Origin of the sequence: Streptomyces albidoflavus, from assembly GCF_000719955.1 — a bacterium.
In the GTDB taxonomy this organism is placed as follows: domain Bacteria; phylum Actinomycetota; class Actinomycetes; order Streptomycetales; family Streptomycetaceae; genus Streptomyces; species Streptomyces albidoflavus.
Map to the genome: position 1 here is coordinate 169,525 of NZ_JOII01000008.1, position 23,474 is coordinate 192,998.

General features: G+C 73.4%; 20 protein-coding genes and 1 pseudogene. 9 read left to right on the forward strand and 12 right to left on the reverse strand.

Annotation, left to right across the window (positions count from 1 at the left end; translation table 11 throughout):
* Positions 1 to 35: 35 nt before the first annotated feature.
* Positions 36 to 1,055 carry a sodium:calcium antiporter gene (locus IF45_RS0112040; protein ID WP_030307293.1) on the forward strand — a complete coding sequence of 340 codons (1,020 nt, stop codon included), beginning with the start codon at positions 36 to 38 and terminating at the stop codon, positions 1,053 to 1,055.
* Positions 1,056 to 1,077: 22 nt separating this feature from the next.
* Here the strand turns inward: IF45_RS0112040 and IF45_RS0112045 are convergent, their stop codons facing one another.
* On the reverse strand, positions 1,078 to 1,506 hold the full coding sequence (locus IF45_RS0112045) for a winged helix-turn-helix transcriptional regulator (protein WP_010641404.1): 429 nt from the start codon (positions 1,504 to 1,506) through the stop codon (positions 1,078 to 1,080).
* A gap of 410 nt (positions 1,507 to 1,916) precedes the next feature.
* On the opposite strand from IF45_RS0112045, the gene IF45_RS0112050 reads away from it, so the two are divergent.
* Genes IF45_RS0112050 through IF45_RS0112065 form a run of 4 tightly spaced genes read left to right on the forward strand, consistent with a single transcriptional unit; the run spans position 1,917 to position 5,980 of the window.
* Positions 1,917 to 2,960 (forward strand): iron-siderophore ABC transporter substrate-binding protein, encoded by a 1,044-nt coding sequence (locus tag IF45_RS0112050; protein WP_008413408.1) that lies wholly within the window; start codon positions 1,917 to 1,919, stop codon positions 2,958 to 2,960.
* A 16-nt stretch (positions 2,961 to 2,976) separates the two neighbouring features.
* On the forward strand, positions 2,977 to 4,017 hold the full coding sequence (locus IF45_RS0112055) for a FecCD family ABC transporter permease (RefSeq protein ID WP_003951494.1): 1,041 nt from the start codon (positions 2,977 to 2,979) through the stop codon (positions 4,015 to 4,017).
* A complete protein-coding gene (locus IF45_RS0112060; RefSeq protein WP_030307296.1) occupies positions 4,014 to 5,096 on the forward strand; it encodes a FecCD family ABC transporter permease in 1,083 nt (360 codons plus the stop codon). The genes IF45_RS0112055 and IF45_RS0112060 overlap by 4 nt, the downstream gene beginning before the upstream one ends.
* The gene (locus IF45_RS0112065) at positions 5,093 to 5,980 is read left to right on the forward strand and encodes an ABC transporter ATP-binding protein (RefSeq protein ID WP_010641402.1); all 888 of its coding nucleotides are present in this window, start codon (positions 5,093 to 5,095) and stop codon (positions 5,978 to 5,980) included. The genes IF45_RS0112060 and IF45_RS0112065 overlap by 4 nt, the downstream gene beginning before the upstream one ends.
* Before the next feature lie 257 nt (positions 5,981 to 6,237).
* Here the strand turns inward: IF45_RS0112065 and IF45_RS0112070 are convergent, their stop codons facing one another.
* The 5 genes from IF45_RS0112070 to ctaD form a co-directional block, all read right to left on the reverse strand.
* Complete coding sequence (locus IF45_RS0112070) at positions 6,238 to 7,860, reverse strand: MDR family MFS transporter (protein ID WP_051720690.1); 1,623 nt, start codon at positions 7,858 to 7,860, stop codon at positions 6,238 to 6,240.
* A gap of 252 nt (positions 7,861 to 8,112) precedes the next feature.
* Complete coding sequence (locus tag IF45_RS0112075) at positions 8,113 to 8,772, reverse strand: TetR/AcrR family transcriptional regulator (protein ID WP_008413414.1); 660 nt, start codon at positions 8,770 to 8,772, stop codon at positions 8,113 to 8,115.
* A 138-nt stretch (positions 8,773 to 8,910) separates the two neighbouring features.
* Complete coding sequence (gene rpmG / locus IF45_RS0112080) at positions 8,911 to 9,075, reverse strand: 50S ribosomal protein L33 (RefSeq protein WP_030307300.1); 165 nt, start codon at positions 9,073 to 9,075, stop codon at positions 8,911 to 8,913.
* A 25-nt stretch (positions 9,076 to 9,100) separates the two neighbouring features.
* The gene (locus IF45_RS0112085) at positions 9,101 to 9,655 is read right to left on the reverse strand and encodes a hypothetical protein (RefSeq protein WP_030307302.1); all 555 of its coding nucleotides are present in this window, start codon (positions 9,653 to 9,655) and stop codon (positions 9,101 to 9,103) included.
* A gap of 57 nt (positions 9,656 to 9,712) precedes the next feature.
* On the reverse strand, positions 9,713 to 11,407 hold the full coding sequence (gene ctaD, locus IF45_RS0112090) for an aa3-type cytochrome oxidase subunit I (RefSeq protein WP_030307304.1): 1,695 nt from the start codon (positions 11,405 to 11,407) through the stop codon (positions 9,713 to 9,715).
* 472 nt (positions 11,408 to 11,879) lie between these two features.
* Between ctaD and IF45_RS31360 the strand changes: the two are divergent.
* A pseudogene (locus tag IF45_RS31360) lies at positions 11,880 to 13,697 on the forward strand (sensor histidine kinase).
* A gap of 36 nt (positions 13,698 to 13,733) precedes the next feature.
* On the opposite strand, the gene IF45_RS0112100 reads toward IF45_RS31360, so the two are convergent.
* Complete coding sequence (locus IF45_RS0112100) at positions 13,734 to 14,447, reverse strand: response regulator transcription factor (protein WP_003951502.1); 714 nt, start codon at positions 14,445 to 14,447, stop codon at positions 13,734 to 13,736.
* 185 nt (positions 14,448 to 14,632) lie between these two features.
* Positions 14,633 to 15,154 (reverse strand): hypothetical protein, encoded by a 522-nt coding sequence (locus IF45_RS0112105; protein ID WP_030307306.1) that lies wholly within the window; start codon positions 15,152 to 15,154, stop codon positions 14,633 to 14,635.
* Between the two features lie 217 nt (positions 15,155 to 15,371).
* On the opposite strand from IF45_RS0112105, the gene IF45_RS0112110 reads away from it, so the two are divergent.
* A complete protein-coding gene (locus IF45_RS0112110) occupies positions 15,372 to 15,824 on the forward strand; it encodes a pyridoxamine 5'-phosphate oxidase family protein (RefSeq protein ID WP_030307308.1) in 453 nt (150 codons plus the stop codon).
* 9 nt (positions 15,825 to 15,833) lie between these two features.
* Here the strand turns inward: IF45_RS0112110 and IF45_RS0112115 are convergent, their stop codons facing one another.
* The 3 genes from IF45_RS0112115 to IF45_RS0112125 all read right to left on the reverse strand — a co-directional run bounded on the left by IF45_RS0112115 (position 15,834) and on the right by IF45_RS0112125 (position 18,090).
* The gene (locus tag IF45_RS0112115) at positions 15,834 to 16,553 is read right to left on the reverse strand and encodes a chitinase (protein ID WP_030307309.1); all 720 of its coding nucleotides are present in this window, start codon (positions 16,551 to 16,553) and stop codon (positions 15,834 to 15,836) included.
* Positions 16,554 to 16,765: 212 nt separating this feature from the next.
* On the reverse strand, positions 16,766 to 17,596 hold the full coding sequence (locus IF45_RS0112120) for an endo alpha-1,4 polygalactosaminidase (RefSeq protein ID WP_030307311.1): 831 nt from the start codon (positions 17,594 to 17,596) through the stop codon (positions 16,766 to 16,768).
* Positions 17,593 to 18,090 carry an Lrp/AsnC family transcriptional regulator gene (locus tag IF45_RS0112125; RefSeq protein WP_010641391.1) on the reverse strand — a complete coding sequence of 166 codons (498 nt, stop codon included), beginning with the start codon at positions 18,088 to 18,090 and terminating at the stop codon, positions 17,593 to 17,595. The genes IF45_RS0112120 and IF45_RS0112125 overlap by 4 nt, the downstream gene beginning before the upstream one ends.
* 199 nt (positions 18,091 to 18,289) lie before the next feature.
* Here IF45_RS0112125 and IF45_RS0112130 point away from each other — a divergent pair, with 199 nt between their 5' ends.
* Together IF45_RS0112130 and IF45_RS0112135 are read left to right on the forward strand one after the other, a co-directional pair.
* Complete coding sequence (locus IF45_RS0112130) at positions 18,290 to 20,626, forward strand: thiamine pyrophosphate-binding protein (RefSeq protein ID WP_030307314.1); 2,337 nt, start codon at positions 18,290 to 18,292, stop codon at positions 20,624 to 20,626.
* Between the two features lie 121 nt (positions 20,627 to 20,747).
* Positions 20,748 to 21,491, forward strand: coding sequence for a FadR/GntR family transcriptional regulator (locus IF45_RS0112135; protein ID WP_003951509.1), 744 nt, complete (start codon positions 20,748 to 20,750; stop codon positions 21,489 to 21,491).
* 159 nt (positions 21,492 to 21,650) lie between these two features.
* Here IF45_RS0112135 and IF45_RS0112140 read toward each other — a convergent pair whose 3' ends face one another.
* The gene (locus tag IF45_RS0112140) at positions 21,651 to 23,324 is read right to left on the reverse strand and encodes an L-lactate permease (RefSeq protein ID WP_010641387.1); all 1,674 of its coding nucleotides are present in this window, start codon (positions 23,322 to 23,324) and stop codon (positions 21,651 to 21,653) included.
* Between the last annotated feature and the right edge of the window lie 150 nt (positions 23,325 to 23,474).

Sequence of the window (23,474 nt, forward strand, 5' to 3'; positions counted from 1 at the left end):
GCGAACCGTGGCACCGGGAAGGCCGGGCGGTCAGTGTGATCCCTTTCGTTCTGCTGGTGGTCTGCGCGGTGGCGATCTACCTCTCGTGCGAGTGGTTCGTCAACGCCGTGGAGTGGCTGGGACGCCGCCTCGACGTGGGGAAGATGGCGGTCGGCACGATCCTGGCCGCGTTCGGGACGGCCCTGCCCGAGTCGGTGGTGACGCTGGTCGCGGTCACCACGGGCGAGAGCGCCGAGGCCCGGAACATCGGCGTCGGCGCCGCGCTCGGCGGCCCGCTCGCCCTGGCCACGGTCGCCTACGGGGTCACCGGAGGCATGCTGCTCCTCGAACGCCGCCGGCACCGCGAGCGGTCCGCCGCCCCGGGCGGCCGGGCGCTCGGTGACGAGCAGGACATGCGGCGGCTGGCCAAGGACCAGAGCTGGTTCCTGCCGGTCTTCGCCGTCAAGATCGCCCTCGGCCTCGTCGCCTTCGCCGTCAAACCCGTCCTCGGCCTGCTCTTCTTCGCCGTGTACGCCGTCTACTTCTGGCGCGAGATCCGCAGCGGCGACGACGGCGGCGACGACGGGGAACTGGAGCCGCTCAAGCTCCAGCCCTCGGCCGCCACCCCCGCCACCTGGGCGGTGGTGCTCCAGACCCTCGCCGCGGTGGCCGTGATCTTCGGCGCCTCGCAGCTCTTCATACGGCAGCTCGACGCCATCGGCCCGATGCTCGGCCTCTCCTCCGCCGTCACGGCCCTGCTGCTCTCCCCGGTCGCCACGGAGCTGCCCGAGATCATGAACGCGGTCATCTGGGTACGCCAGGGCAAGACCCGACTGGCCCTGGCCAACATCTCCGGCGCCATGATGATCCAGGCCACCGTTCCCAGCGGCCTCGGCCTGCTCTTCACCGACTGGGAGTTCGACGGCGCCCTGCTCTGGGCCGGGCTGGTCACCATGGCGGCCGTCGTCTACCTGCTGCTGACGATGCGCGCCCACCGGCTCACCCCCGGGCGGCTGGCCTTCGCCGCGTTCTTCTACCTCGTCTTCGCGGTGGGGCTCGTCCCGATCCTCGGCTGAGTGGCCGGCGCGGGCATCCGGGTCACTTCCCGCCCCGCCCGTCGTAGGTCTCCCGCGCCGCCAGCACCTCGGGCATGCGGTCCTCCAGGAGGGTGATCAGGCCGAGCAGGCGGGTGGAGACCTCGGCGCCGAGCGGGGTCAGCCGGTACTCGACGTGCGGGGGGTTGCCGGGCCGGGCGTCCCGGACCACCAGGCCGTCGCGCTCCAGGGCGTGCAGCGTCTGGGAGAGCATCTTCTCGCTCACCCCGTCCACCCGGCGGCGCAGCTGGTTGAAGCGGAGGGTGTCCTCGTGCAGCGCGCCCAGCGTCAGACCGCCCCAGCGGCCGGTGACGTGCTCCAGCGTGGTGCGCGAGGGGCAGCTGCGGGCGAAGACGTCGAAGGCGTCCGGAACTCCGGAGGGGGCGGCCGGGGCGCTCTCCTCCGCGGTGGTCCGCGCGGATGACTCGGTCATACCCTCAGCCTACCAAGCCACAGCGCTTTCGCTTGGTTTGCGCTTTCTGTCGGTAAGTGCTCATGGCGGGGTCCCCCTGGGGCCTTTCGGGGGTCGTTCCGCACGTCACCCCGCGATCGCCGCCTCCCGCCGCCCCGGCCGCGCTGGCGGGTTGACGGTGCGTCATGGCCTGCCGCGCGCACCTGCGTAGGGTGCACTCCGGACGTAACCGGGCAAAGCGTGGGACGGGTGGGGAGTGTGATCCCCGTCGGGCCCGAGGGCGATTGAAAGCCGCCAGGGCCTAAGCTTAGGCTTGCCTAACGTCGCACGGTCCCCGCTGCGACCAGCTCCCCGTTTCCCGGTTCCTGGGCTCGCCCCGGCCCGGACGGCGGGGCTCGGCTCCGTAGTTCTTCAGACCTGAGGAAACGTCCATGTCATCGCTGTTCTCCCGGGCGCGCCGCAAGGCGGTCGCCGCCTCGGCCGCGGCCACCGCGCTCGTCGTCGTCCTCGGCGGCTGCTCCTCCTCCTCGGACGAGGGCAAGCCGAGCGCCTCCGCCAAGAGCGACGGCGCGTTCCCCGTCTCCATCAAGAGCAAGCTCGGCACCGCCGAGATACCCGAGGAGCCGAAGAAGGTCGTCACCCTCGGCCAGGGCTCCGCGGAGACCGCGATCGCGCTCGGCACCACCCCGGTCGGCATCGAGAGCTACGAGTGGGGCAGCGACAAGTCCGGCTACCTCCCGTGGATCAACGAGGCGGTGAAGGAGAAGGGCGACAAGCTCCCCAAGCAGTTCGCCGGCGGTGAGGACATCGACTTCGAGACCATCACCGAGCTGGAGCCCGACGTCATCCTCGCCCCCTGGTCCGGTGTGACCGAGGAGCAGTACGACATCCTCAAGGACATCGCGCCCACCGTCGCCTACCCCGAGCTGCCCTGGTCGACCAACTGGGACGAGCAGATCGAGATCATCGCCAAGGCGCTCGGCAAGAGTGACGAGGGCCAGGGCCTGATCAAGGACATCAAGAAGCAGCTGGCCGACGCCGCCGCGACCCGTCCGCAGTACAAGGACGTCAAGTTCTCCTACATCTACACCGACGGCCCCGGCTCGCTCGGCGTCTTCCTCCCCGAGGAGCAGCGCGTCGAGATGCTGACCGGCCTCGGCCTGACCGTCGACCCGGTGGTGAAGACCTTCAAGGAGGTCGAGGGCACCGACTCGGCCATCATCGGCCTGGAGAACGCCGAGAAGCTGAAGGACAGCGACCTGCTCTTCACCTTCTACACCGACAAGAAGACCCGCGCCGAGATCGAGAAGCAGCCGCTGTACGCCGCCATGCCGGCCGTCAAGCGCGGCTCGCTCGTCACCAGCGAGGACACCTCCTTCGTCACCGCCTCCTCGATCATCAACCCGCTCACCGTGCCGTGGGTCATCGAGCGGTACCTGCCGATGATCGACGACGCCGTCAAGACCCTCGACTGAGGCACCGCTCTCCTTCATGGCCACGACCACCGTCGCTCGCCCGAGCGGTGCCGGCACCTCGCGTGCCGGCACCGCTCGGCGGGTTTCCGCCCTCCTCGCCGGCGTCGCCGTCCTCGCTCTCGCGATGGCGGCCAGCGTCATGTTCGGCAGCCGCACCACCCCGCTCGGCGACGTCCTCGACGTCCTGGCGGGCCACGGCGACCCGTACGTCACCAGCGTCATCGAGAGCCGCTACCCCCGCACCGTCCTCGGGGTCCTCGCCGGCGTCTGCCTCGCCGTCGCCGGCACCCTCATGCAGGGCATCAGCCGCAACCCGCTCGCCGACCCCGGCATGCTCGGCATCAACGCCGGAGCCTCCGCCAGCGTCGTCACCGCCACCGCCTTCCTCGGCGCCACCTCCGGCGCCGAGACGGTCTGGTGGGCGCTGCCCGGCGCGATCCTCGCCGGCGTCGCGGTCTACGCCATCGGCGCGGCCGGCTCCCGCAGCGGCGGCCTGGTCCGCCTCGTCCTCGCCGGAGCGGTGCTCTCCGCCGTCCTCTACGCCTACATCCAGGCCGTCACCCTCAGCCTGCCGAAGGTCTTCGACAGCTACCGCTACTGGGTGGTCGGCGCGCTCGCCGGACGGGACATGGAGGTCTTCTGGGCCGTCCTGCCGTTCGCCGTCGCCGGTCTGCTGGTCGCGCTGCCGCTCGCCCCGGGCCTCAACTCGCTCGCCCTGGGCGACGAATCCGCCTCCTCGCTCGGCGCCAACCCGGCCGTGATCCGCGCCGCGGGGCTGCTCTCCGCCACCGTGCTGTCGGCCGCCGCCACCGCCGCCGTCGGACCGATCGCCTTCGTCGGCCTCGCCGTCCCGCACGTGGTCCGCGCCGTCGTCGGCGTCGACTTCCGGCTGCAACTGGTCTTCTCCGCGCTGCTCGGCCCGGCGCTGCTCCTCCTCGCCGACGTCGTCGGCCGGCTGGTGCTGCGCCCGCAGGAACTCATGGTCGGTGTCGTCACCGCCTTCCTCGGCGCCCCCGCCCTGCTCTACGCCGTCCGCCGGATGAAGGGGACCTCATGACCACCCCCCAGCTCCGGGACCACCCCGCCCCGGCCCCCGCCGCGCCCGTCCGCACCGGCGGCCACCTGCGGATCGGCTCCGCACTCGCCCTGCCGGTGCGGCGGATCTCCGTGGTCGTCGCCCTCGTCCTGCTGGTCCTCACCGTCCTGGGCGCCGTCGCCACGCTGAGCCTGGGCCGCCTCGGCATCCCGCTCGACGAACTCCCGGGCGCCGTCTTCGGCAGCGCCGAGGGCAAGAACCGCTTCGTCCTGGGCCGGCTGCGCGGCCCCCGTCTGGTCACCGGCATCGGCGCCGGAGCCGCCCTCGGCCTCTCGGGCGCCCTCTTCCAGTCGGTCACCCGCAACCCGCTCGGCAGCCCGGACGTCATCGGCCTCGCCTCCGGCGCCGGGGCGGGCGCCGCCTTCTTCGCCCTCTTCCTGCCCGGCAGCCCCGTCTGGCTCGGCGCCCTGCTCGGCGCCGCCCTCGCCATGGCCGTGGTCTACGTCTCCACCGGCACCGGCTTCCGCAACCCCGGCCGCCTGGTCGTCGCGGGCATCGGCGTCGCCGCCCTGGCCACCGCCTTCACCCAGTACGTCGTCTACGCCGTCGAGCGGGACAACGCCACCGCGCTGACCGCCTACATCAACGGCAGCCTCGCCGCCCGCTCCTGGGACCACGCCGTCACCATCGGCCTGGTCCTGCTGGTCGCCGCCCCGCTCACCGCGCTGGTCTCCCGGCGCCTGGAGATGGGCGAGATGGGCGACGAGCTGGCCGCCGGACTCGGCGCCGAACCCCGCTCCACGAAGACCTGGGCGGTGCTGCTCTCCATCGTGCTGTCGGCCGGGGCGGTCAGCGTCGCCGGGCCGATCGCCTTCATCTCGCTGACCGCGCCGCAGATCGCCCGCCGGCTGACCCGGGGGACCGGGCCGCACCTGTTCCTCTCCGCGCTCACCGGCGCCCTGCTGCTGGTCCTCGCCGACCTCGCGGCCCAGCAGGTGCCGTGGTTCGACAACCTGCCCGTCGGCATCTACACCATGGCCATCGGCGGCCTCTACCTCGGCTATCTGCTCACCCGCGAATGGCGGAAGGGAAACCTGTGAAGACAGCGGCGAAGAACTCCGCGGCCCCCACCCCGGCCTCCCCGGGCGGCGTGGGCGCGCCGCCGGAGAAGGGGCTCGGCGCACGCGGGGTCACCCTCTCCTACGGCGGCGAGCCGGTCGTCCGCGACGTCACCCTGGACCTGCCGCACGGCGGCCTCACCGTGATCATCGGCCCCAACGGCTGCGGCAAGTCCACCCTGCTCAAGGGGTACGGCCGCATCCTCAAGCCGGAGCAGGGCACCTTCCACCTGCACGGCACCGACCTGCACGCCTACCGGGGCAAGGAGGCCGCCCGGCACGTCGCCCTGCTGCCGCAGAGCCCGGTCGCCCCCGAGGGCATCACCGTCCGCGACCTGGTCCGCCGGGGCCGCTACCCGCACCACACCCTGCTGCGCCAGTGGTCGCCCGACGACGACCGGGCCATCGCCTTCGCCCTGGACCGCACCGGCCTGACCGAGCTGGCCGAGGAGCAGGCCGGGCAGCTCTCCGGCGGCCAGCGCCAGCGGGCCTGGATCGCCATGGTGCTGGCCCAGGAGACCGACCTGCTCCTCCTGGACGAGCCGACGACCTTCCTGGACATCGCCCACCAGTACGACCTGCTGGAGCTGTGCGCCGAGCTGAACCGGGAGGGCCGCACCATCGTCGCCGTCCTCCACGACCTCAACCAGGCCGCCCGCTTCGCCTCGCACCTGGTCGTGATGGACCGGGGCGAGGTGTACGCGCAGGGCGCCCCCGAGGAGGTCATGACGGCCGAGCTGGTCCAGAAGGTCTTCGGCCTGGCCTGCGACATCGCCCCCGACCCGCGCACCGGCACCCCGATGGTCGTCCCGCACGAGCGCTACCAGGCCCCGGCCTCCGCCGAGCCGGAGCCCGCGGAGGCGTAGCGGCGGCGGCCCCAGGGCCCCCGGGAACACGGAAAGGGCCGGATTCGTCGACACGAATCCGGCCCTTCCGCATACGTCGCCGCTGAGCGGGCACCAGAGCAGAGACCCGAGCAGCCCGGCCCCACCGCTCACCCCCTCCTCAGGCGGTCGGACCCCGGGCCCTCCAAGGCGGCCCCGCCCTTCACCCCCGAAGGCGGGGCCGCCTCCTTTCCGGGGGCGGCCCCGCCTCCGGGTGCCGTACGTGTCGCGGGGGCGGGTCAGCGGCCCGCGGGCTCCTTGTCGGCGACCGGGGCACCGCCGGTGCCCTCGTCGCCGGGGCCGTCCTTGGCGAACTCGACGCCGGCGCCGGACTCGGCCCCGGCCTCGGCCTCCGCCTCGGCGAGGCGCCGCTCCATGCCGCTGGTGGTCTTCAGCGGCTTCTCCTTGATGAAGAGGACGACGATCAGCGCGACCACCGCGAAGGGCGCGGAGATCAGGAACAGGTCACCCGTGGCGACCCCGTAGGCGTTCTCCACGATGGGCCGCAGCGCGTCCGGCAGCTGCGTCATGTCGGGCACGGCGTGGCCGCCGCCCTCCGGGGCGATGCCCGCGGCGCCGAGGCCCTTGGTCATCTCGCTGGCGACCCGGTTGGCGAGGATCGCGCCGAGGACGCTGACGCCGACGGTGCCGCCGAGGCTGCGGAAGAAGGACAGCACCGAGGTGGCGGTGCCCAGGTCCTGCGCGGGCACGTCGTTCTGCGCGGCCAGCACCAGGTTCTGCATCAGCATGCCGACGCCGATGCCGAGGATCGCCATGTAGAGGCTGAGCAGCCCGAAGTGGGTGTCGGCGCCGATGGTGGAGAGCAGCGCCAGACCGACGGTCATGGTGACGCCGCCTCCGACCAGGTACCCCTTCCACCTGCCGGTGCGGCTGATCAGCTGCCCGGCGACGGTGGAGGAGACCAGCAGACCGCCGATCATCGGCAGGCTCATCAGGCCGGCCACCGTCGGAGACTTGCCGAGGGCGATCTGGAAGTACTGCGAGAGGAAGACGGTGCCCGCGAACATCGCCACACCGACGAAGAGGCTCGCCACCGTGGTGAGGGTGACGGTGCGGTTGCGGAAGATCGACAGCGGGATGACCGGGTCCTTGGCGCGCGCCTCCACGAAGACGGCGGCCAGCAGCAGGGCGGCACCGGTCAGGGTCAGCGCGGCGGTCTGCCAGGAGGCCCAGTCGAAGGAGTTGCCGGCCAGCGAGGTCCAGATCAGCAGGGCGCAGACACCGGCGACGATGAGGAAGGCGCCGAGGTAGTCGATGGTCACCTCACGGCGGACCGTGGGCAGCTTCAGCGTGCGCTGGAGCAGGATGATGCCGAGCAGCGCGAACGGCACGCCGATGAAGAAGCACCAGCGCCAGCCGAGCCAGGAGGTGTCGACGAGGACACCGCCGATGAGCGGGCCCGCCACGGTGCCGACGGCGAAGACGGCACCGAAGATGCCCGCGTACTTGCCGAGGCGGCGCGGCGGGATGATCGCCGCCATCACGACCTGCGCCAGCGCGGTCAGACCGCCCGCGCCGATGCCCTGGACGACGCGGCTGAAGATGAGCAGCCCCACGTCGTGGGAGAGGCCCGCGACGAGCGAGCCGACGATGAAGAGGCTCAGCGACAGCTGGAGCAGCATCTTCTGGTTGTAGAGGTCGGAGAGCTTGCCCCAGAGCGGCACGGTGGCCGTCATGGCGAGCAGCTCGGCGGTGACCACCCAGGTGTAGGAGGACTGCGAAGCGCCGAGGTCGGCGATGATCCTCGGCAGGGCGTTGGCGACGACCGTTCCGGCGAGGATGGCGACGAACATGCCCGCCATCAGGCCGGACATCGCCTGGAGTATCTGTTTGTCGTTCATCGGGCCCGGCGCGTGGCCGGGCTCCGTCTCGCTGGCACTCTGCACGGTGTCCTTCTCGGGTCAACGGGTGCTACGGGCAGTGGCGGGCGCCGGGCGGGGCGAGCCGTCCGGCGGGTGGCGGGACCGGCGTCCTGACGGGGACGGGCGGCTCGCCGTAGGACTCCGGCCGGTGGCGGCGTCGCCGTGGGCGGGAGTGCGATGGGAAGGGAGGCGGGGCGGGTCAGGCGCGGCCGGCGGGCGCGCGAGGCGGCCTCACCGGCCGGCCCCGGCCGGTGCGAGCGGGGCGGTGAGGCCGGCCGCGAGCTGGTCGAAGACCTCGTGGAAGACCTCGGCGAACGGTGTCTCGGGGTGGGAGCACCAGTGCCCCACCGAGACCCGTACGGCCGTGCCGGCGACGCCCGCGAGCAGCTGGGCGTAGAGCCCGGTGTCCTGCCCGCCGCACACGTCCACGGGGGCCTCGGGCACCTCGCGGCCCAGCCGGACCGCGATGGCCCGCGCCAGCTCCTGTTCCTGGCCCGCCTGGGCCGTCATGACCCGGGCGAAGAGCCGGGGGGAGCGCTCCAGGACGACCGGGAGGAGGGTCCACACCTCCGACTGGCTCTCGACGTCCGCCAGCTCGGCGGCGAGCGCGGCGCGCAGCGCCTCCAGCGGGGAGAGCGCGGCGGGGGCCGCGAGAACGGCGCGGGTGACCCGGGGTCCGAGGTCGGCGTCGATCATCGCGAAGGCGTCGTCGTGCGAGGCGAAGTAGTTGAAGAAGGTCCGTGGGGAGACCCCGGCGGCTTCGCTGATCATCTCGACGGTGACGTTCTCGGCGCCGTGTTCGACCGCGAGGCGGACCGCCGCCTCGCCGAGGGCGGCACGGGTCGCCCTCTTCTTGCGCTCACGGAGGCCGAGCGCGGCACCTGACTCCATCACGCGCTGCACTCTACGCAAAAATGCACAGCCTGCAAAATTCACCCGCGCGTGCGCCGTGCGCGGGCCCCGTCCGCGCCCCGGCATGACGAAGGCCCGCACGCCGGTGGGGCGGGCGGGCCTGAGGGGGCGGGTCGGTCAGCGCTCCTCGTGGAACTCCACGTGGCGGCCGGCGACCGGGTCGAACTTCCGCAGGGTGATCCGGTCGGGATCGTTGCGGCGGCTCTTGGTGGTCACGTAGGTGAAGCCGGTCCCCGCCGTGGAGCGGAGCTTGATCACGGGGCGTGTGTCGGTGCGTGCCATACCCCCGAGGGTACGACAACCGTTTTCAGCATCGGTAGGGACTTTGGTCCCGAGCCTGCCCGGAGGCCGTCCGCCGCCCCGGCAGTCCCGCGCGCACCCCGCCGGCCACCAGGGCCGCCAGCGCCACCGCCCCCGCCGCCGAGACGGCGGGCCACACCCCGGCCCCGCGCGCCGCCACCCCCGCCGCGAGGGCGGCGCCGAGCCCGGCGAGCAGCCACCCGAGCAGCGCCCGCCGGGCCCGCGCCGGGGCGGGGTCCGGGGCCGGGGCGCCCAGCAGCTCCCACCCGGCCGCCGCCTCCCGGCGTTCGCGGACCGCCCGTGCCCGGGCGGAGAGCGCGGTCCCGCCCGCCCCGAGCCCGGTGGCCACCGCGCAGGCCAGCGCCGCCCGGGGCCCGGCCCAGGCGAGGGCGGCGGTGGCGGCCGAGGCTCCGGCCCACAGCAGCAGGACCGCCGTCGCGGCCAGCCGCCGGGAGGCGGGCCGGTCGGGTCCGGCCCGCAGGTCGGCCCAGGCGGGCACGTACCAGACGGAACCCGACAGGCACAGGGCGGCGCCGCCGAGGGCGAGCACTCCGTGGGACATCGCGCGTCACCTCGCAGAGGGGCAGATCAGGGAGGGGGGGGAGGGGAGCCGTCCGGCTCAGAGGGCGTCGGTCTTCTCGCGTGCGGCGATCTCCGGGTGGTGGAGGTCGAAGGCGGGGGACTCGCTGCGGATGCGCGGCAGGGCGAGGAAGTTGTGGCGCGGCGGCGGGCAGGAGGTGGCCCACTCCAGCGAACGCCCGTACCCCCACGGGTCGTCTCCGGTGACCTTCTCGCCGTAGTGGGCGGTGCGCCAGACGTTGTAGAGGAAGGGCAGGAAGGAGAGGCCGAGCAGGAACGAGCCGATGGTCGAGACGGTGTTGAGGGCGGTGAAGCCGTCGGCCGCCAGGTAGTCCGCGTACCGGCGCGGCATGCCCTCGGCCCCCAGCCAGTGCTGGACCAGGAAGGTCAGGTGGAACCCGGCGGTCAGCGTCCAGAAGGTGATCTTCCCGAGCCGTTCGTCGAGGAGCTTGCCGGTGAACTTCGGCCACCAGAAGTGGAACCCGGCGAACATCGCGTACACCACGGTGCCGAAGAGCGTGTAGTGGAAGTGGGCCACCACGAAGTACGAGTCCGAGGTGTGGAAGTCCAGCGGCGGCGAGGCCAGGATGACGCCGGTCAGGCCGCCGAAGAGGAAGGTCATCAGGAAGCCCGTGGTCCACAGCATCGGTGTCTCGAACGACAGCGAGCCGCGCCACATGGTGCCGATCCAGTTGAAGAACTTCACCCCGGTCGGCACCGCGATCAGGAAGGTCATGAAGGAGAAGAACGGCAGCAGCACCCCGCCCGTGGTGTACATGTGGTGGGCCCAGACCGTCACCGACAGGCCCGCGATGGCGATGGTGGCGCCGACCAGCCCCATGTAGCCGAAGAGCGGCTTCCGCGAGAAGACCGGAATGACCTCCGAGACGATCCCGAAGAACGGCAGCGCCAGGACGTACACCTCGGGATGGCCGAAGAACCAGAAGAGGTGCTGCCACAGCAGCGCCCCGCCGTTGGCCGCGTCGAAGATGTGCGAGCCGAACTTCCGGTCGCACTCCAGCGCCAGCAGCGCCGCCGCCAGCACCGGGAAGACAAGCAGGATCAGTACGCCGGTCAGCAGCACGTTCCAGGTGAAGATCGGCAGCCGGAACATGGTCAGGCCGGGGGCGCGCATGCAGATGATGGTGGTGATGAAGTTGACGGCGCCGAGGATCGAGCCGAAGCCGGAGAGCGCCACCCCCATGATCCACATGTCGGAGCCGATGCTCGGCGAGTGGACCGCGTCGGAGAGCGGCGCGTAGAGGAACCAGCCGAAGCTCGCCGCGCCCTGCGGGGTGAGGAAGCCGGCCGCCGCGATCAGCGAGCCGAAGAGGAAGAGCCAGTAGGCCAGCATGTTCAGCCGGGGGAACGCCACATCGGGGGCGCCGATCTGGAGCGGCATGATCCAGTTGGCGAAGCCGGTGAAGAGCGGCATCGCGAAGAGCAGCAGCATGATCGAGCCGTGCATGGTGAACGCCTGGTTGAACTGCTCGTTGGAGATCAACTGCGTTCCCGGGCGCGCCAGTTCCGCGCGCATCACCAGGGCGAGCGCCCCGCCGAGCAGGAAGAAGACGAAGGCCGTCACCAGGTAGAGCGTGCCGATCTTCTTGTGGTCGGTGGTCGTCAGCCAGTCGACGACGACCCGCCCGGCGCCCGCGCGCCGCCCCGGCAGCGCCCCCGGCCCTGACGCCCCGTCCGCCGCCGTCCCGCGCTCCCGCGTCCCTACCGTGTCCACCGGACCCTGTCCTCCAGCCGTGCAAGTGCGTGCGCCGCCCCCGTGCCGCCGGGCCCCGCGCAGCGGCGGGGCCCGGACACCACGGCCGCGGTCTCTGGTCCGGGAAGGGCGCGGTGGATGCGTGCGTGCCCTGTGCTAGGGGGTGTGGTCACCCCCGGCGCTTCCCGGCCGCACCATGCTGCTGCGGCGGCGCTCCCCGTACCGAGGGCCGCCCGGCCCCCGCCGCTCGGGCCGCCCGGCCCCGCCCGCGCCCGCCGCCCGGGACCCCCGGCACCGGCCGGACCGCCGCCCGGCCCCACCGGGCGCCGCCCCGGCGCGCACCGTGCTGCCGTACGCTCTGCTGCGGGCCGGGGGGCCGTGCGCCAGGGGCGCGAGGACCCCGGGACGGGACGCGAGGAGTGGTGGAACGACAGTGACCGAAGCAGCGCCGAGCACGGTGGCCGGGTGGCCGCAGCCCAGCACCCCCGACCGGATGACCAGCCTGCTGGACGCCGTGATGGGGCTCGGCCGGGGACTGGAACTCCCCGAGGTGCTGCACGGCATCGTCCGCGCCGCCGTCACGCTGACCGGTGCCCGCTACGGCGCGCTCGGCATCATCGACGACGGCCGCAGCCTCTCCGAGTTCCTGCCGGTCGGCATGGACGAGGAGACCGCCGCCCGGATCGGCACCTACCCGTGCGGCCGGGGCATCCTCGGCGAACTCATCCAGCACCCCGAGCCCTTGCGCCTCACCGACCTCTCCCAGCACCCGCGCAGCTACGGCTTCCCCGCCCACCACCCGCCGATGCGGACCTTCCTCGGCGTCCCCGTGCGCGTCCGCGACAAGATCTTCGGCAACCTCTACCTGACGGAGAAGCAGGGCGGCGGCGACTTCGACGCCGACGACGAGGCGGTCCTCACCACCCTCTCCATCGCGGCGGGCGTCGCCATCGACAACGCCCGGATGTACGACGAGAGCCGCCGCCGCGAACGCCGCCTGGAAGCCCTCGGCGACATCACCCGCTCCCTGCTCTCCGGCACCGGCGCCAGCGAGGTCCTGCACCTCATCGCCGAACGCGCCATGGCGGTGGCCGGCGCCGACAGCGCCGCCGTCCTCCTGCCGTCGGGCGACGAGGAGCCGGCCCGCGGCGGGGCCGCCCGGACGCCGGCCGACGCCCCCGCCGCCGGGGAAGCCGCCGACGGTGCCGCGCCCGCGCCGCCCGCCGCCCCCGCCGGGGTCTGCCCGGTCGCCCACGGCGGCCCCGCCCCGCAGGCCGCCCCCGCGTAGCCGGAGCCCGGCGGCCACCTCGCCGCCGGTTCCCTGACCGTGGACGTGGCCGAGGGGTACGGCGCCTCGCGCATCCTCGGCCTCACCGTGCCGAAGCGGGGCTCCCTCGCGGGGCTGGCCGCCGTCACCGGCAGCCCGGTCTCCACCTCGGACATCCGCACCGACCCGCGCGCCCACCCCTTCGACGCGATACCGGTCACCGGGACCGACGGCCCGGACCCGGCCATCGGGCCGGTCGTCGCCGTCCCGCTCCAGGTCGGCTCAGGACGGCAGGGGGCGCTGCGGCTCGGCCGGATCGCGGGCCGCGCCTCCTTCGACGACAGCGATGTGGAACTGGTCTCCGGCTTCGCCGACCAGGCCGCCATCGCCCTCGAACTGGCCCGCAGGCGCGCCGAGTCGGAGGAGCTGGTGGTCCTCCACGACCGCGACCGCATCGCCCGCGACCTGCACGACCTGGCCATTCAGCGGCTCTTCGCCACCGGCATGACCCTCCAGTCGACCACCCGCGCCATCGCCGACCGGCCCGCGGCGGCCGAGCGCGTCAGCCGCGCCGTGGACGACCTGGACACCACCATCCGCATCATCCGCTCCACCATCTTCGACCTGCGCGCCGCCGACGAACCCGGCCACCCGGGGCTGCGCCGCCGCCTCGCCGAGACGACGCAGACCGCCGCCCACGCCCTCGGCTTCCGCCCCTCCCTGCGCATCGACGGGCCGGTCGACACCACCGTCCCCGACGACCTCGCCGAGCAGCTCCTCGCGGTGGCCGCCGAGGCCCTCTCCAACGCCGCCCGGCACGCGGCCGCCACCCGGATCGACGTCACGGTCACCGCGACCGACGACGCCCTGACCCTCACCGTCACCGACGACGGCAAGGGCATCGACCCGGCCGGGCCCGCCCGTCACACCGGCGGCCTCGCCAACATGCGCCACCGCGCCGAGAGCCACCGCGGCACCTTCACCCTCACCGACTCCCCGTCGGGCGGCACCCGGGTCCGCTGGCGGGTACCGCTGCGGGCCTGAACCGCCGGAGCCGGGCGGCCGCGCGGCGGAAGCTCCTTACGAGGACCGCTCGCGCAGCCGCCCCGCGATCATCGCCGCCTGGATACGGCGGCCCACGCCGAGCTTGGAGAGGATCGCCGAGATGCGGTTCTTGACCGTCTTCTCGGCCAGGTAGAGGCGTTCGGCTATCTCGCGGTTGGTCAGGCCCTCGCCGATGAGTTCGAGGATCTCGCGCTCGCGCGGGGAGAGCCGGTCGAGGACCGAGGGCTGCTCCGGCTCGGCGGGCTGCGAATCGGCGGGGCCGCCGCGCAGGCGGGCCATCACGCGGGCCGTGGTGCGCGGGTCGAGCATCGAGGTGCCGGAGGCGACGGTGCGGACGGCGGAGACCAGGTCGGCGCCGTTGATCTGCTTGAGGACGTACCCCGAGGCACCGGCCATGATCGCGTCGAAGAGGGCTTCGTCGTCGTCGAAGGAGGTCAGCATCAGGCAGACCAGTTCCGGCATCCGGGCCCGCAGTTCGCGGCAGACCTCGATCCCGGCGTGGTCGCCGCCCGCGTCGTCACCGAGCCGTACGTCGAGCACCGCGACCTGCGGGCGGGTGGCCGGGACGCGGGCCAGCGCCTGACGGGCGTCGGACGCCTCGCCGACGACGACGATGCCCTCCTCGGCCTCCAACAGGTCGCGGACGCCCCGCCGGACCACCTCGTGGTCGTCGAGGATGAAGACGCGGATGGGCTCGCTGGCCGTGGACGGTGCGGAAGTGTCGGACACGAAGGGCTCGCTCGGTCGGCAGGGCGGTGGCGGAACCCGCGCCCCGCCACCCGGGACCACCCAGTATGGGCACGCCCGCGCGGGACGCTCCCGACCGGGTGCACCGGCAGTGCACACCGCCGCGCCGCCTGCCCGGCAGGGCCGAAGGTCCCGCCCCGGGAGGGCCTTACGTCCCGCCTCTCGGGTCAGCGCGTGCCGACCGGCCGCCCGCGCCGCGCCGCCCGGGGAGCCCGGCCGGTGCGGGCCGCCCCGGCGGGCCAGACCACCTCGACCGGGACCGCGCGGGCCCGGGCGTAGGCGACCAGGTGGGCGGTGGCGTCCGTCCCGTCGGTGGGGGAGCCGTCCCAGACGGCGAGGAGCGCCCCGGCGGCCCCCACCAGCCGTTCGTCGGCGGCGACCACCGCGTCACGGTCGGCGGGGTCGTAGGGGAGCAGCCGCACCTGCTCGGCGAGGAGCAGGAGTTCACCGGCGGCGGCCCGGTCGGCGGCGGGCAGCGGCGCCGGCACCTTCCCCTCGGCGGGCAGCACCACGGTCAGCGGCCGCCCCGCCTCCCGCGCCGCCCGGCCGTACGCCTGGGGCAGCCCCCGGGCCGCCCGCACCAGGGCGCCCATACCCTCCGGCGCCCGCTCCAGGCGCCTTCGGAGCGCCTGACCCACGGCCTCCTGCGCGTCCTCGGTCAGATCCGTGTGCCCCACGACCGCGATCACCGCGTGCCCTCCCGTCGTCTGCGGGGCCGCCGCGCCCCGCCCTGGTGCGTCCCCGCCACCGGGCCAAAACCGTGCTGTCCGGCGGTCCCGGAAGGCGGCGGCGGGGACGCGAAGGCAGTGAAACCGGGACCGGCCGCCCCGCACCAGGGCCTTTCGACCCTGGTGCGGGCCGGCCCGCCGGGGCTTGACTCGGCGGCGTACGAAGGGACGGCACGCCATGACCAGCACCGATCACCGCACCCCGCCCGCCCGGCAGGAACGCCACACCGTCGAACTGGGCCGCACCGAGGCCCTGGCCCTGCTCGGCCAGGTCTCGCTCGGCCGGGTCGTCTTCACCCAGCGGGCGCTGCCGGCCGTCCGGCCGGTCAACCACCTGCTCGACGGCGACGACATCGTGGTCCGCACCCACGACAGCTCGGCCCTGCTCGGCCAGGCCCGCCCGCACGGCGCGGTCGTCGCCTACCAGGCCGACGCCCTCGACCCCGTCACCCACCTCGGCTGGAGCGTCGTCGTCACCGGCTACTGCCGGCCCGTCACCGACCCCGCCGACCTGGCCCGTTACGCCCGGCTGCTCCGGCCCTGGCCCCGGCTGCCCGGCCAGGTCATGGACAGCGCCGTGCGCATCACGCCGCATCTGGTCAGCGGGGTGCGGCTGGTCGAGGCCGGGTGACGGCCCGGTTCAGCAGGTCAGGGCGCGCCCGCGCGGGGTGTGCAGGACGCGGGTGAACTCCTTGTACAGCTCCACCCGGTGCTCCATCTGGGCGGGGTTGCCGCCGTCGCACTCGGCGCTGCCGTTGAGGCTGCGGATGGTCTCGCCGAAGCCGTGGCGCCCGGTCATCGCGTCGTGGCCGGTCATGGTGCCGGGGCCGGACTGGGTGTTCCAGTACCAGAGCGCGGTCATCCAGGCGACCGCCGGGTCCTCCTCGACCAGCCACGGGTTGTTCAGCAGGTCGAGCCCGAGGTGGTCCCCGGCGGCCTTGTAGTTGAAGTTCCAGCTCAGCATGATCGCGCCGCGCCCGTAGTACGCGTCGGTCCCGGCCGGGCAGCCGTACGGCTGGGTGGTGTCGCAGAAGATCGGGTACGTCTCCTCGTTCTGCGCGACCTTGTAGAAGAGCCCGCCGGTCTCGTGGCTGACGTTGGCGAGGAAGGCGGCGGCCTCCTGGCGGCGGACCACGGGGCTCCCGGTCCGCGCGAAGGCGGGGAAGGCGTCGGCGGCCTCGCGCAGCCCCTCGTAGGTGAAGAACGGGTCCCGCTCGGGGAACATCCGCTCGAACTGCCGCTCGCTCACCGGGAAGGCGGGCTTCGGCGGGTGGTGCGGCCGGTGCCGGTCGTGGGCGGCGGCGGGTCCGGTGAGCAGGGTCAGCACCAGTCCGGTGACGGCGGCCAGGACGGCGGCCACGGTGGGGGTTGCTCTGCGCGACACGAGGTCATCACTCCTTGCGTGTGGGGGAGTTGCGGAGTTCCGGGCAGGCGCGGCCACCTGGCGGGAACCGGGCGGAGCCGCGCCGCACGCGACGATACGACGACCGAGCCGATTGGTCTGGTCCATTCACCGAATTGGTCTGTACCGGTGCCCGGAGCCGTCGGCTCCGCTCCCCGCCCCCGCCTGCCTCAGCAGGCCCCCCGCACGTACCCCTCCTCGTCCTCCGGCAGCACGTCCCGGTCGCGCAGGACCACCGAGAGCCGCCCGTCCGCCGCCTCGCAGGCCCGCTCCAGCCCCTTCTCGGTGTACTCCACGACCAGGACGCGCCCGTCGAAGGCCCGGTCGTACACCCCGCACTCCTCGTACTGGCCGCACTCCTCGGCCACCGCGAAGTCCAGCCCCAGCCGCTTCCGGTCGGCCGCCAGTTCCGCGGTGTTCTTCTGCGCCACCGCGAGCCCCCGGGAGTGCGCCCGCTCCACCAGCAGCGCCAGGTACGCCTGGGCGTCGGCCGCGTCGAGCAGGCCGTCCGAGCGGGTGAAGCTGTCGTAGTTGTCGGGCTCGACCGCGTCGAAGCCCCGCTGCGCGCAGCCGTCGATCCAGCGGCCCACCCGGGCGGCCGCCGCCCGCCGCAGCTCCTCGGTGGAGAGGTCGAGCAGCACCTCGTCCCAGTCCTCGTCGATCACCTCGCGCCCGCCCGAATCCCGCAGCAGCAGTTCCTCGGGCCATCCGCGAGCGCCGGGCTGGGCCTGGAAGGCGTTGACGTAACAGACGTTGTAGAGCCCCCGGGCCGGCCGCGCCCCGTGGTCGCGGACCACCACCTGGACGTCGTCGTCGGGGCGGTAGGCGCCGCCGAGCTGGTAGTCGAGGCCGGCGTCGAGCGGCGGCGGCTTCGGCTTTCGCGCGGGTGACGCGCTCTCGGCGGGTTCCGCCCGCTCGCCCCCGGAGCCGGAAGTCCCGCAGCCGGCGAGCAGTAGCGGCAGGGCGGCCAGGCCGCACGCCAGGCGCGTACGCCGGTTCATCCGCGCCGCCTTCCCGTGCCCTCGGCGGCCCGCTCCAGGAGCGGGGTCAGCCGGTGGGGGACCAGCTGGTTCATGGCGAGCGAGGTGCTGCTGCGCTCGACCCCGGGCACGGCGTGCAGCCGGCCCGCGATCCGGTACAGGTCGTCCGCGTCCGCCGCCACCACCCGGGCCAGCAGGTCGATGTCGCCGCTCAGCCCGTACACCTCCACCACCTCGGGGATGTCGCCGAGTGCCGCCCCCACCTCGGTCAGCCGCAACTGGTCGACGCGCATCGTCACGAAGGCCGTCAGCGGATAGCCCAGCGCCGCCGGGTCCACGCGCCGGGCGAACGGGCCGAGCGCGCCGTCCCGCTCCAGCCGGCTCCAGCGGGCCTGCACCGTGTTGCGCGACAGGCCCAGCCGCTCCGTCAGCGCCACCGCGGTCGCCCGTGGTTCCTCGTCGAGCGCCAGCAGGATGCGCGCGTCCGTCGCGTCGACCGCCCCACCGTGGTTCACCGTGCTCAGTCGACTCACCTCCCCGAACCCTGTGGTTGAGCAGATTGCTCAACCGGAGAGTCGTATCTTGTGCAATCGGAAGGAGGAATGTCTACTGACGAACCACAACGACAACCTGGTGCCCGCAGCCTCGGCGACCGGCCGCAGCCAGCCCGCCGCCGGACCCCGGACCCGCGCCACCCGTCCCGGAGGTTCTGTGATGGTCCCGGACACGACGACGTCTCCGCGTACCGGCCGGCAGGAGCTGCTCACCGCCCTCGGCGAGATCGAGCAGCGCGTGCTCTGGCTCTCCGCCGCCACCATCGACCACGCCAACCGTATCCGCCCGAACCCCACGGGACTGAAGGTCGGCGGCCACCAGGCCTCCTGCGCCTCGATGGTGTCGATCATGACGACGCTCTGGTTCCACGAACTGACCGCCGACGACCGGGTCTCGGTCAAGCCGCACGCCTCCCCGGCCCTGCACGCCGTCAACCACCTCCTCGGCGAACTCCCCGCCGAGACCCTCACGACCCTCCGCTCCTTCGGCGGCCTCCAGAGCTACCCGAGCCGCACCAAGGACCCCGACCCGGTCGACTACTCCACCGGCTCCGTCGGCATCGGCGCCACCGCCCCGATCTGGGGCGCCCTCGCCCGCCGCTACGTCGAGGGCCGCTTCCCCGGCGCCGGCACCGGACGCCAGTACGCCCTCCTCGGCGACGCCGAACTCGACGAGGGCGCCTGCTGGGAGGCGGTCCAGGACCCGATGGTCGCCGGGCTCGGCGAGGTCGTCTGGATCGTCGACCTCAACCGCCAGTCCCTGGACCGCGTCGTCCCCGCCCTCTCCGCCGAACGCCTCGCCGGCATGTTCGAGGCGGCCGGCTGGCAGGTCCTCACCCTCAAGTACGGCGAGCAGCTCACCGAGCTCTTCTCCCGCCCGGGCGGCGAGGCCCTGCGCACCCGCCTGGACACCATGGGCAACCCGGAGTACCAGCGCCTGCTGCGCTGCACCCCCGCCGAGCTGCGGGACCGCCTGCCCGGCACCGGCTCCACCCGCGAGCCCCTGGAACGGCTCGTCGCCACCCTCGACGACGACGCCCTGCACAGCGCGGTGCGCAACCTCGGCGGCCACGACCTCGGCGCCCTCCTCGACGCCTACGCGGCGATCGACGACACCCGCCCGACCGTGATCCTCGCCTACACCGTCAAGGGGCGCGGCCTGCACAGCGAGGGCCACCCGCAGAACCACTCCTCGCTCCTCACCCGCGACCAGCTCGCCGACCTCGCCACCCGCACCGGCGCCGACCCGGACGACCCCTGGCGCCCGCTGCCCGACGGCGCCGCCGCCCGGCTCTGCGCCGAGCGCGCCGAGGAACTGCGCCGCCCGCCCGTCGAACGGATCGCCCCGCCGCCGGTCCCCACCGACTTCGGCCGCACCCCCGGCGGCACCGGCACCACCCAGCAGGCGTTCGGCCGCGCCCTGCTCGACCTCAGCCGCAGCGCCCCCGAGGCCGCCGCCCGCGTCGTCACCGTCAGCCCCGACGTCTCCTCCTCCACCAACCTCGGCGGCTGGCTCAACAAGGTCGGCGTCTGGTCCCCGACCGAGCGCGTCGACTGGTTCGCCGACGACGCCGAGACGATCCTGCACTGGCGCGAGAACCCCACCGGCCAGCACGTGGAACTCGGCATCGCCGAGACCAACCTCGTCGGCCTCCTCGGCGAACTCGGCGCCACCTGGAGCCGCTGGGGCCAGCCCCTGCTCCCCATCGGCATCATGTACGACCCGTTCGTCAACCGCGCCCTGGAGCCCTGGCAGTTCGGCATCTACGCGGGCGGCCAGTCGCTCCTGGTCGGCACCCCCTCCGGCGTCACCCTCGCCCCCGAGGGCGGCGCTCACCAGTCGATCACCACGCCCTCGCTCGGCCTGGAGCAGCCCGGCTGCACCACCTGGGAGCCGGCCTTCGCCCAGGACGCCGAGTGGTGCGTCCTCGCCGCCCTCTCCCTCCTCGGCCGGCCCGACGGCGGCTCCGCCTACCTGCGGCTCTCCACCCGCCCGGTCGACCAGTCCCTGGCCGCCGTCCCTGCCGACCCGGCCGCCCGCGAACGCCGCCGCCGCCAGGCCGTGGCCGGCGCCTACGGCCTGCGCCGCGCCGAGGGCACCCCGGACGTCACCCTCGCCGCGATGGGCGCCATGGTCCCCGAGGCGCTGGCCGCCGCCGACCGCCTCGCCTCCCTCGGCGTCGCCGCCGACGTCGTCTGCGTCACCAGCCCGGGGCTGCTCTTCCGCGCCACCCAGGCCCGCCGGGGGCTGGACGACGCCCTGCAGTGGGTCCTCGACCAGGCGTTCCCCGCCGACCGGGCGGCCCCGCTGGTCACCCTCCTCGACGGCCACCCGCACACGCTGGCCTTCCTCGGCACGGTCCACAACACCCCGGTCACCCCCCTCGGCGTGACCCACTTCGGCCAGTCCGGCGCCCTGGACGAGGTCTACCGCCACCACGGCATCGACACCGAGAGCGTCGTCCGCGCGGCCCTGGACCTGACCCACCGCCCCTGACCCCGCACCCCGCACGACGGCCCGCGCGTACCCCTCGCGCGGGCCGTTGTCATGTGGTCGGACCATAACGAAGGTGTGACATAGTTTCGGTGCGAGAGGCCCAGCGACCCCGGGAGGTGCCATGGCCGCCGAATGGCGCCCCGTACGCCAGTCACGTACGCATGAACTGGTACTGGAGCGGATCGAGGAACAGGTGGTCGCGGGCGAGCTCAAGGCCGGCGACCGGCTGCCCCCCGAGCGCGAACTCGCCCCCGTCCTCGGCGTCAGCCGCTCCGCCCTGCGCGAGGCGCTGCGGGTCCTGGAGACCATCGGCGTCCTCGTCGCCCACGCCGGACGCGGCCCCGACGCCGGTGCCCGCATCGTGCGCAACCCCGACGACGCGCTCGGCCGCCTCCTCCGCCTGCACGTGGCGCTCGGCAGCTACAACCTCCACGACGTCCTGGAGGCCCGCGTCGTCCTGGAGCGCTCCAGCTTCGAGGCGGCCGCCACCCACGCCTCGGCCGAGGACCTCGCCGAGGCCGAGGAGACCCTGCGCCGCATGCAGGAACCGGACGTCACGGTCCCCGAGTTCAACGACCTGGACACCAGCTTCCACGTCCAGATCGCCCGCAGCTCCGGCAACCAGCTGACCTCCACCCTCACCTCGGCGGTCCGCGAGTCGGTACGCCCCCTCATCCTCGAGGCCCTCGAAGCCGCCGAGGACTGGCCCGCCACCGCCGCCGCCCTCAACGCCGAACACACCGCCCTCCTCACCCTCGTCAGAGAAGGCAACGGCCCCGCCGCGGCAGACCTCGCCGAACAACACATCCGAGGCTTCCACGGCACCTTGGTCCCGGACACCGACCCCAGCCCGTCCGGCGACTGAGGCCAGAACAGCCCGGCCGGCGACTGAGGCCAAAAACCAGCCCGGCCGGCGTTTGAGGCCACTCGGTGACCGCACCCGACGACTGCGGAAAGCCGTCCCCACCCCCGCGCAGACGAAAGCCCCCAGCCCGCCGCAGGCGAACCGGGGGCCGACCCCTGCCTAGGGCAGCATCCAGGACAGCACCGGCAGCGACTGCAAGTACACGAGGACACAGAGCACGGCGAGCATCGCCACGCTGTACCCGGCCACCTTGCGCAGCAACACCCGCTCACTGCCGGGCTGCTCGACGGCAGTGGCAGCAATCGTCAGATTCTGCGGACTGACCAGCTTCCCCACCACCCCACCGGAGGTGTTCGCCGCGACCAGCAGCGTCGGATCGATCCCCGCCTTCTGTCCGGCGGTCTGCTGAAGCGTCGCGAAGAGCGCGTTGGCCGAGGTGTCGGACCCGGTGACGGCCGTCCCCAGCCAGCCCAGGCTCGGCGAGAGCAGCGCGAAGATCCCGCCGGCGGCGGCGAGCCAGGTCCCGATGGCGACGGTCTGCCCGGACTGGTTCATCACGTAGCTGATGGAGAGCACGGTGGCGACGGTCGCGATGGACACCTTCATGTTGTTGAGGGTGTGGCCGGCGGCGCCCAGCGCCATCCGCCCGGTCATCGGGAACCGCTCGTCGCGGGTGAACCGGTAGACGAGCGTGACCAGGAGGCCGGAGAGGATGAGGAGCGTGCCGGGGTTGCCGAGCACGTCGAGCTTGTAGACGGCGCTTCCGGCGGGCGACCCGTCGGGGGCGAGCAGCGAGCCGTACAGGCCCGGCCACTGGAGCTCGATGTTCCAGACGCCGAGGATCTTCGGCATGTCCAGCCCGCCGAGGTTCAGCTTGGCCAGCGCGAAGATGACGATGACCAGGACGTACGGCAGGACGGCGAGGTTGACGCGGCGCAGGGTCAGCGGCTCGGCCTCGACCTTCGAGCGCTGGTCCTCGGGGGTCGCCGGCTTCCAGAAGCGCAGCATCAGCACGGCGGCGGCGAAGCCGGCCAGGGCGGCGACCACGTCGGTCAGCTCGTAGGCGAAGTGCGAGGAGCACCAGAACTGGGCGACGGCGAAGACGGCGCCGGTGACCAGGGCGATGGGCCAGAGCTGGCGCAGCCCGCGCGTACCGTCCACCAGGAAGAGCAGAAGCAGGGGGACGAAGAGGGCGAGCACGGGGCTCTGGCGGCCGACGACGGCGGCGATCTCCTCCGGCGGGATGCCGGTGAGGTTGCCCGCGGTGGTGATCGGGATGGCCATGGCGCCGAAGGCGACGGGAGCGGTGTTGGCGACCAGCACGGTGACGGCGGCGCGCAGCGGCGGCAGTCCGAGCGCCATCAGCATGGCGGCGGTGATGGCGACCGGCGCGCCGAACCCGGCGAGCGCCTCCAGGAGCCCGCCGAAGCAGAAGGCGATCAGCATCGCCTGGACGCGCAGGTCACCCCGGCCCACCGCGCTGAAGGAGCGCCGCAGGTCCTCGAAACGGTTGCTGACGACGGTGAGTTCGTAGAACCAGATCGCCGCGACCACGATCAGCATGACGGGGAAGAGTCCGAAGACCAGGCCCTGGCTCGCGGAGAGGAGGCCGAGCTGCACCGGCATCCCCATGCCCAGAACGCCCACCAGCAGGGCGACGACGAGCGCGCCGACCGCCGACTGGAGGGCGGACCGCTTGGCCCACATGAGCAGGAGGAAGAAGGTGGCGAGGGGGACGAGCCCCAGGAGTGCCGTGCCCGCCAGACTGCCCCCGACAGCAGTCGAATCCGGTGTGTACGTGGCGGCGAGAGCGGCCGGTGGTGCTGGGGCCACGAGAGTGCTCCTCATCGAGTTCCGCGCCCAGGGTCCGAGGTCCCGCCTCTGGAGCTGCTGCGACGCGTGTGGCTGAACGATCCAACTCAGTACCGCACCGGAGATGTCGCATGTCAATAAGGTCGGACCAAACTGTTGTACGTCTCTTCA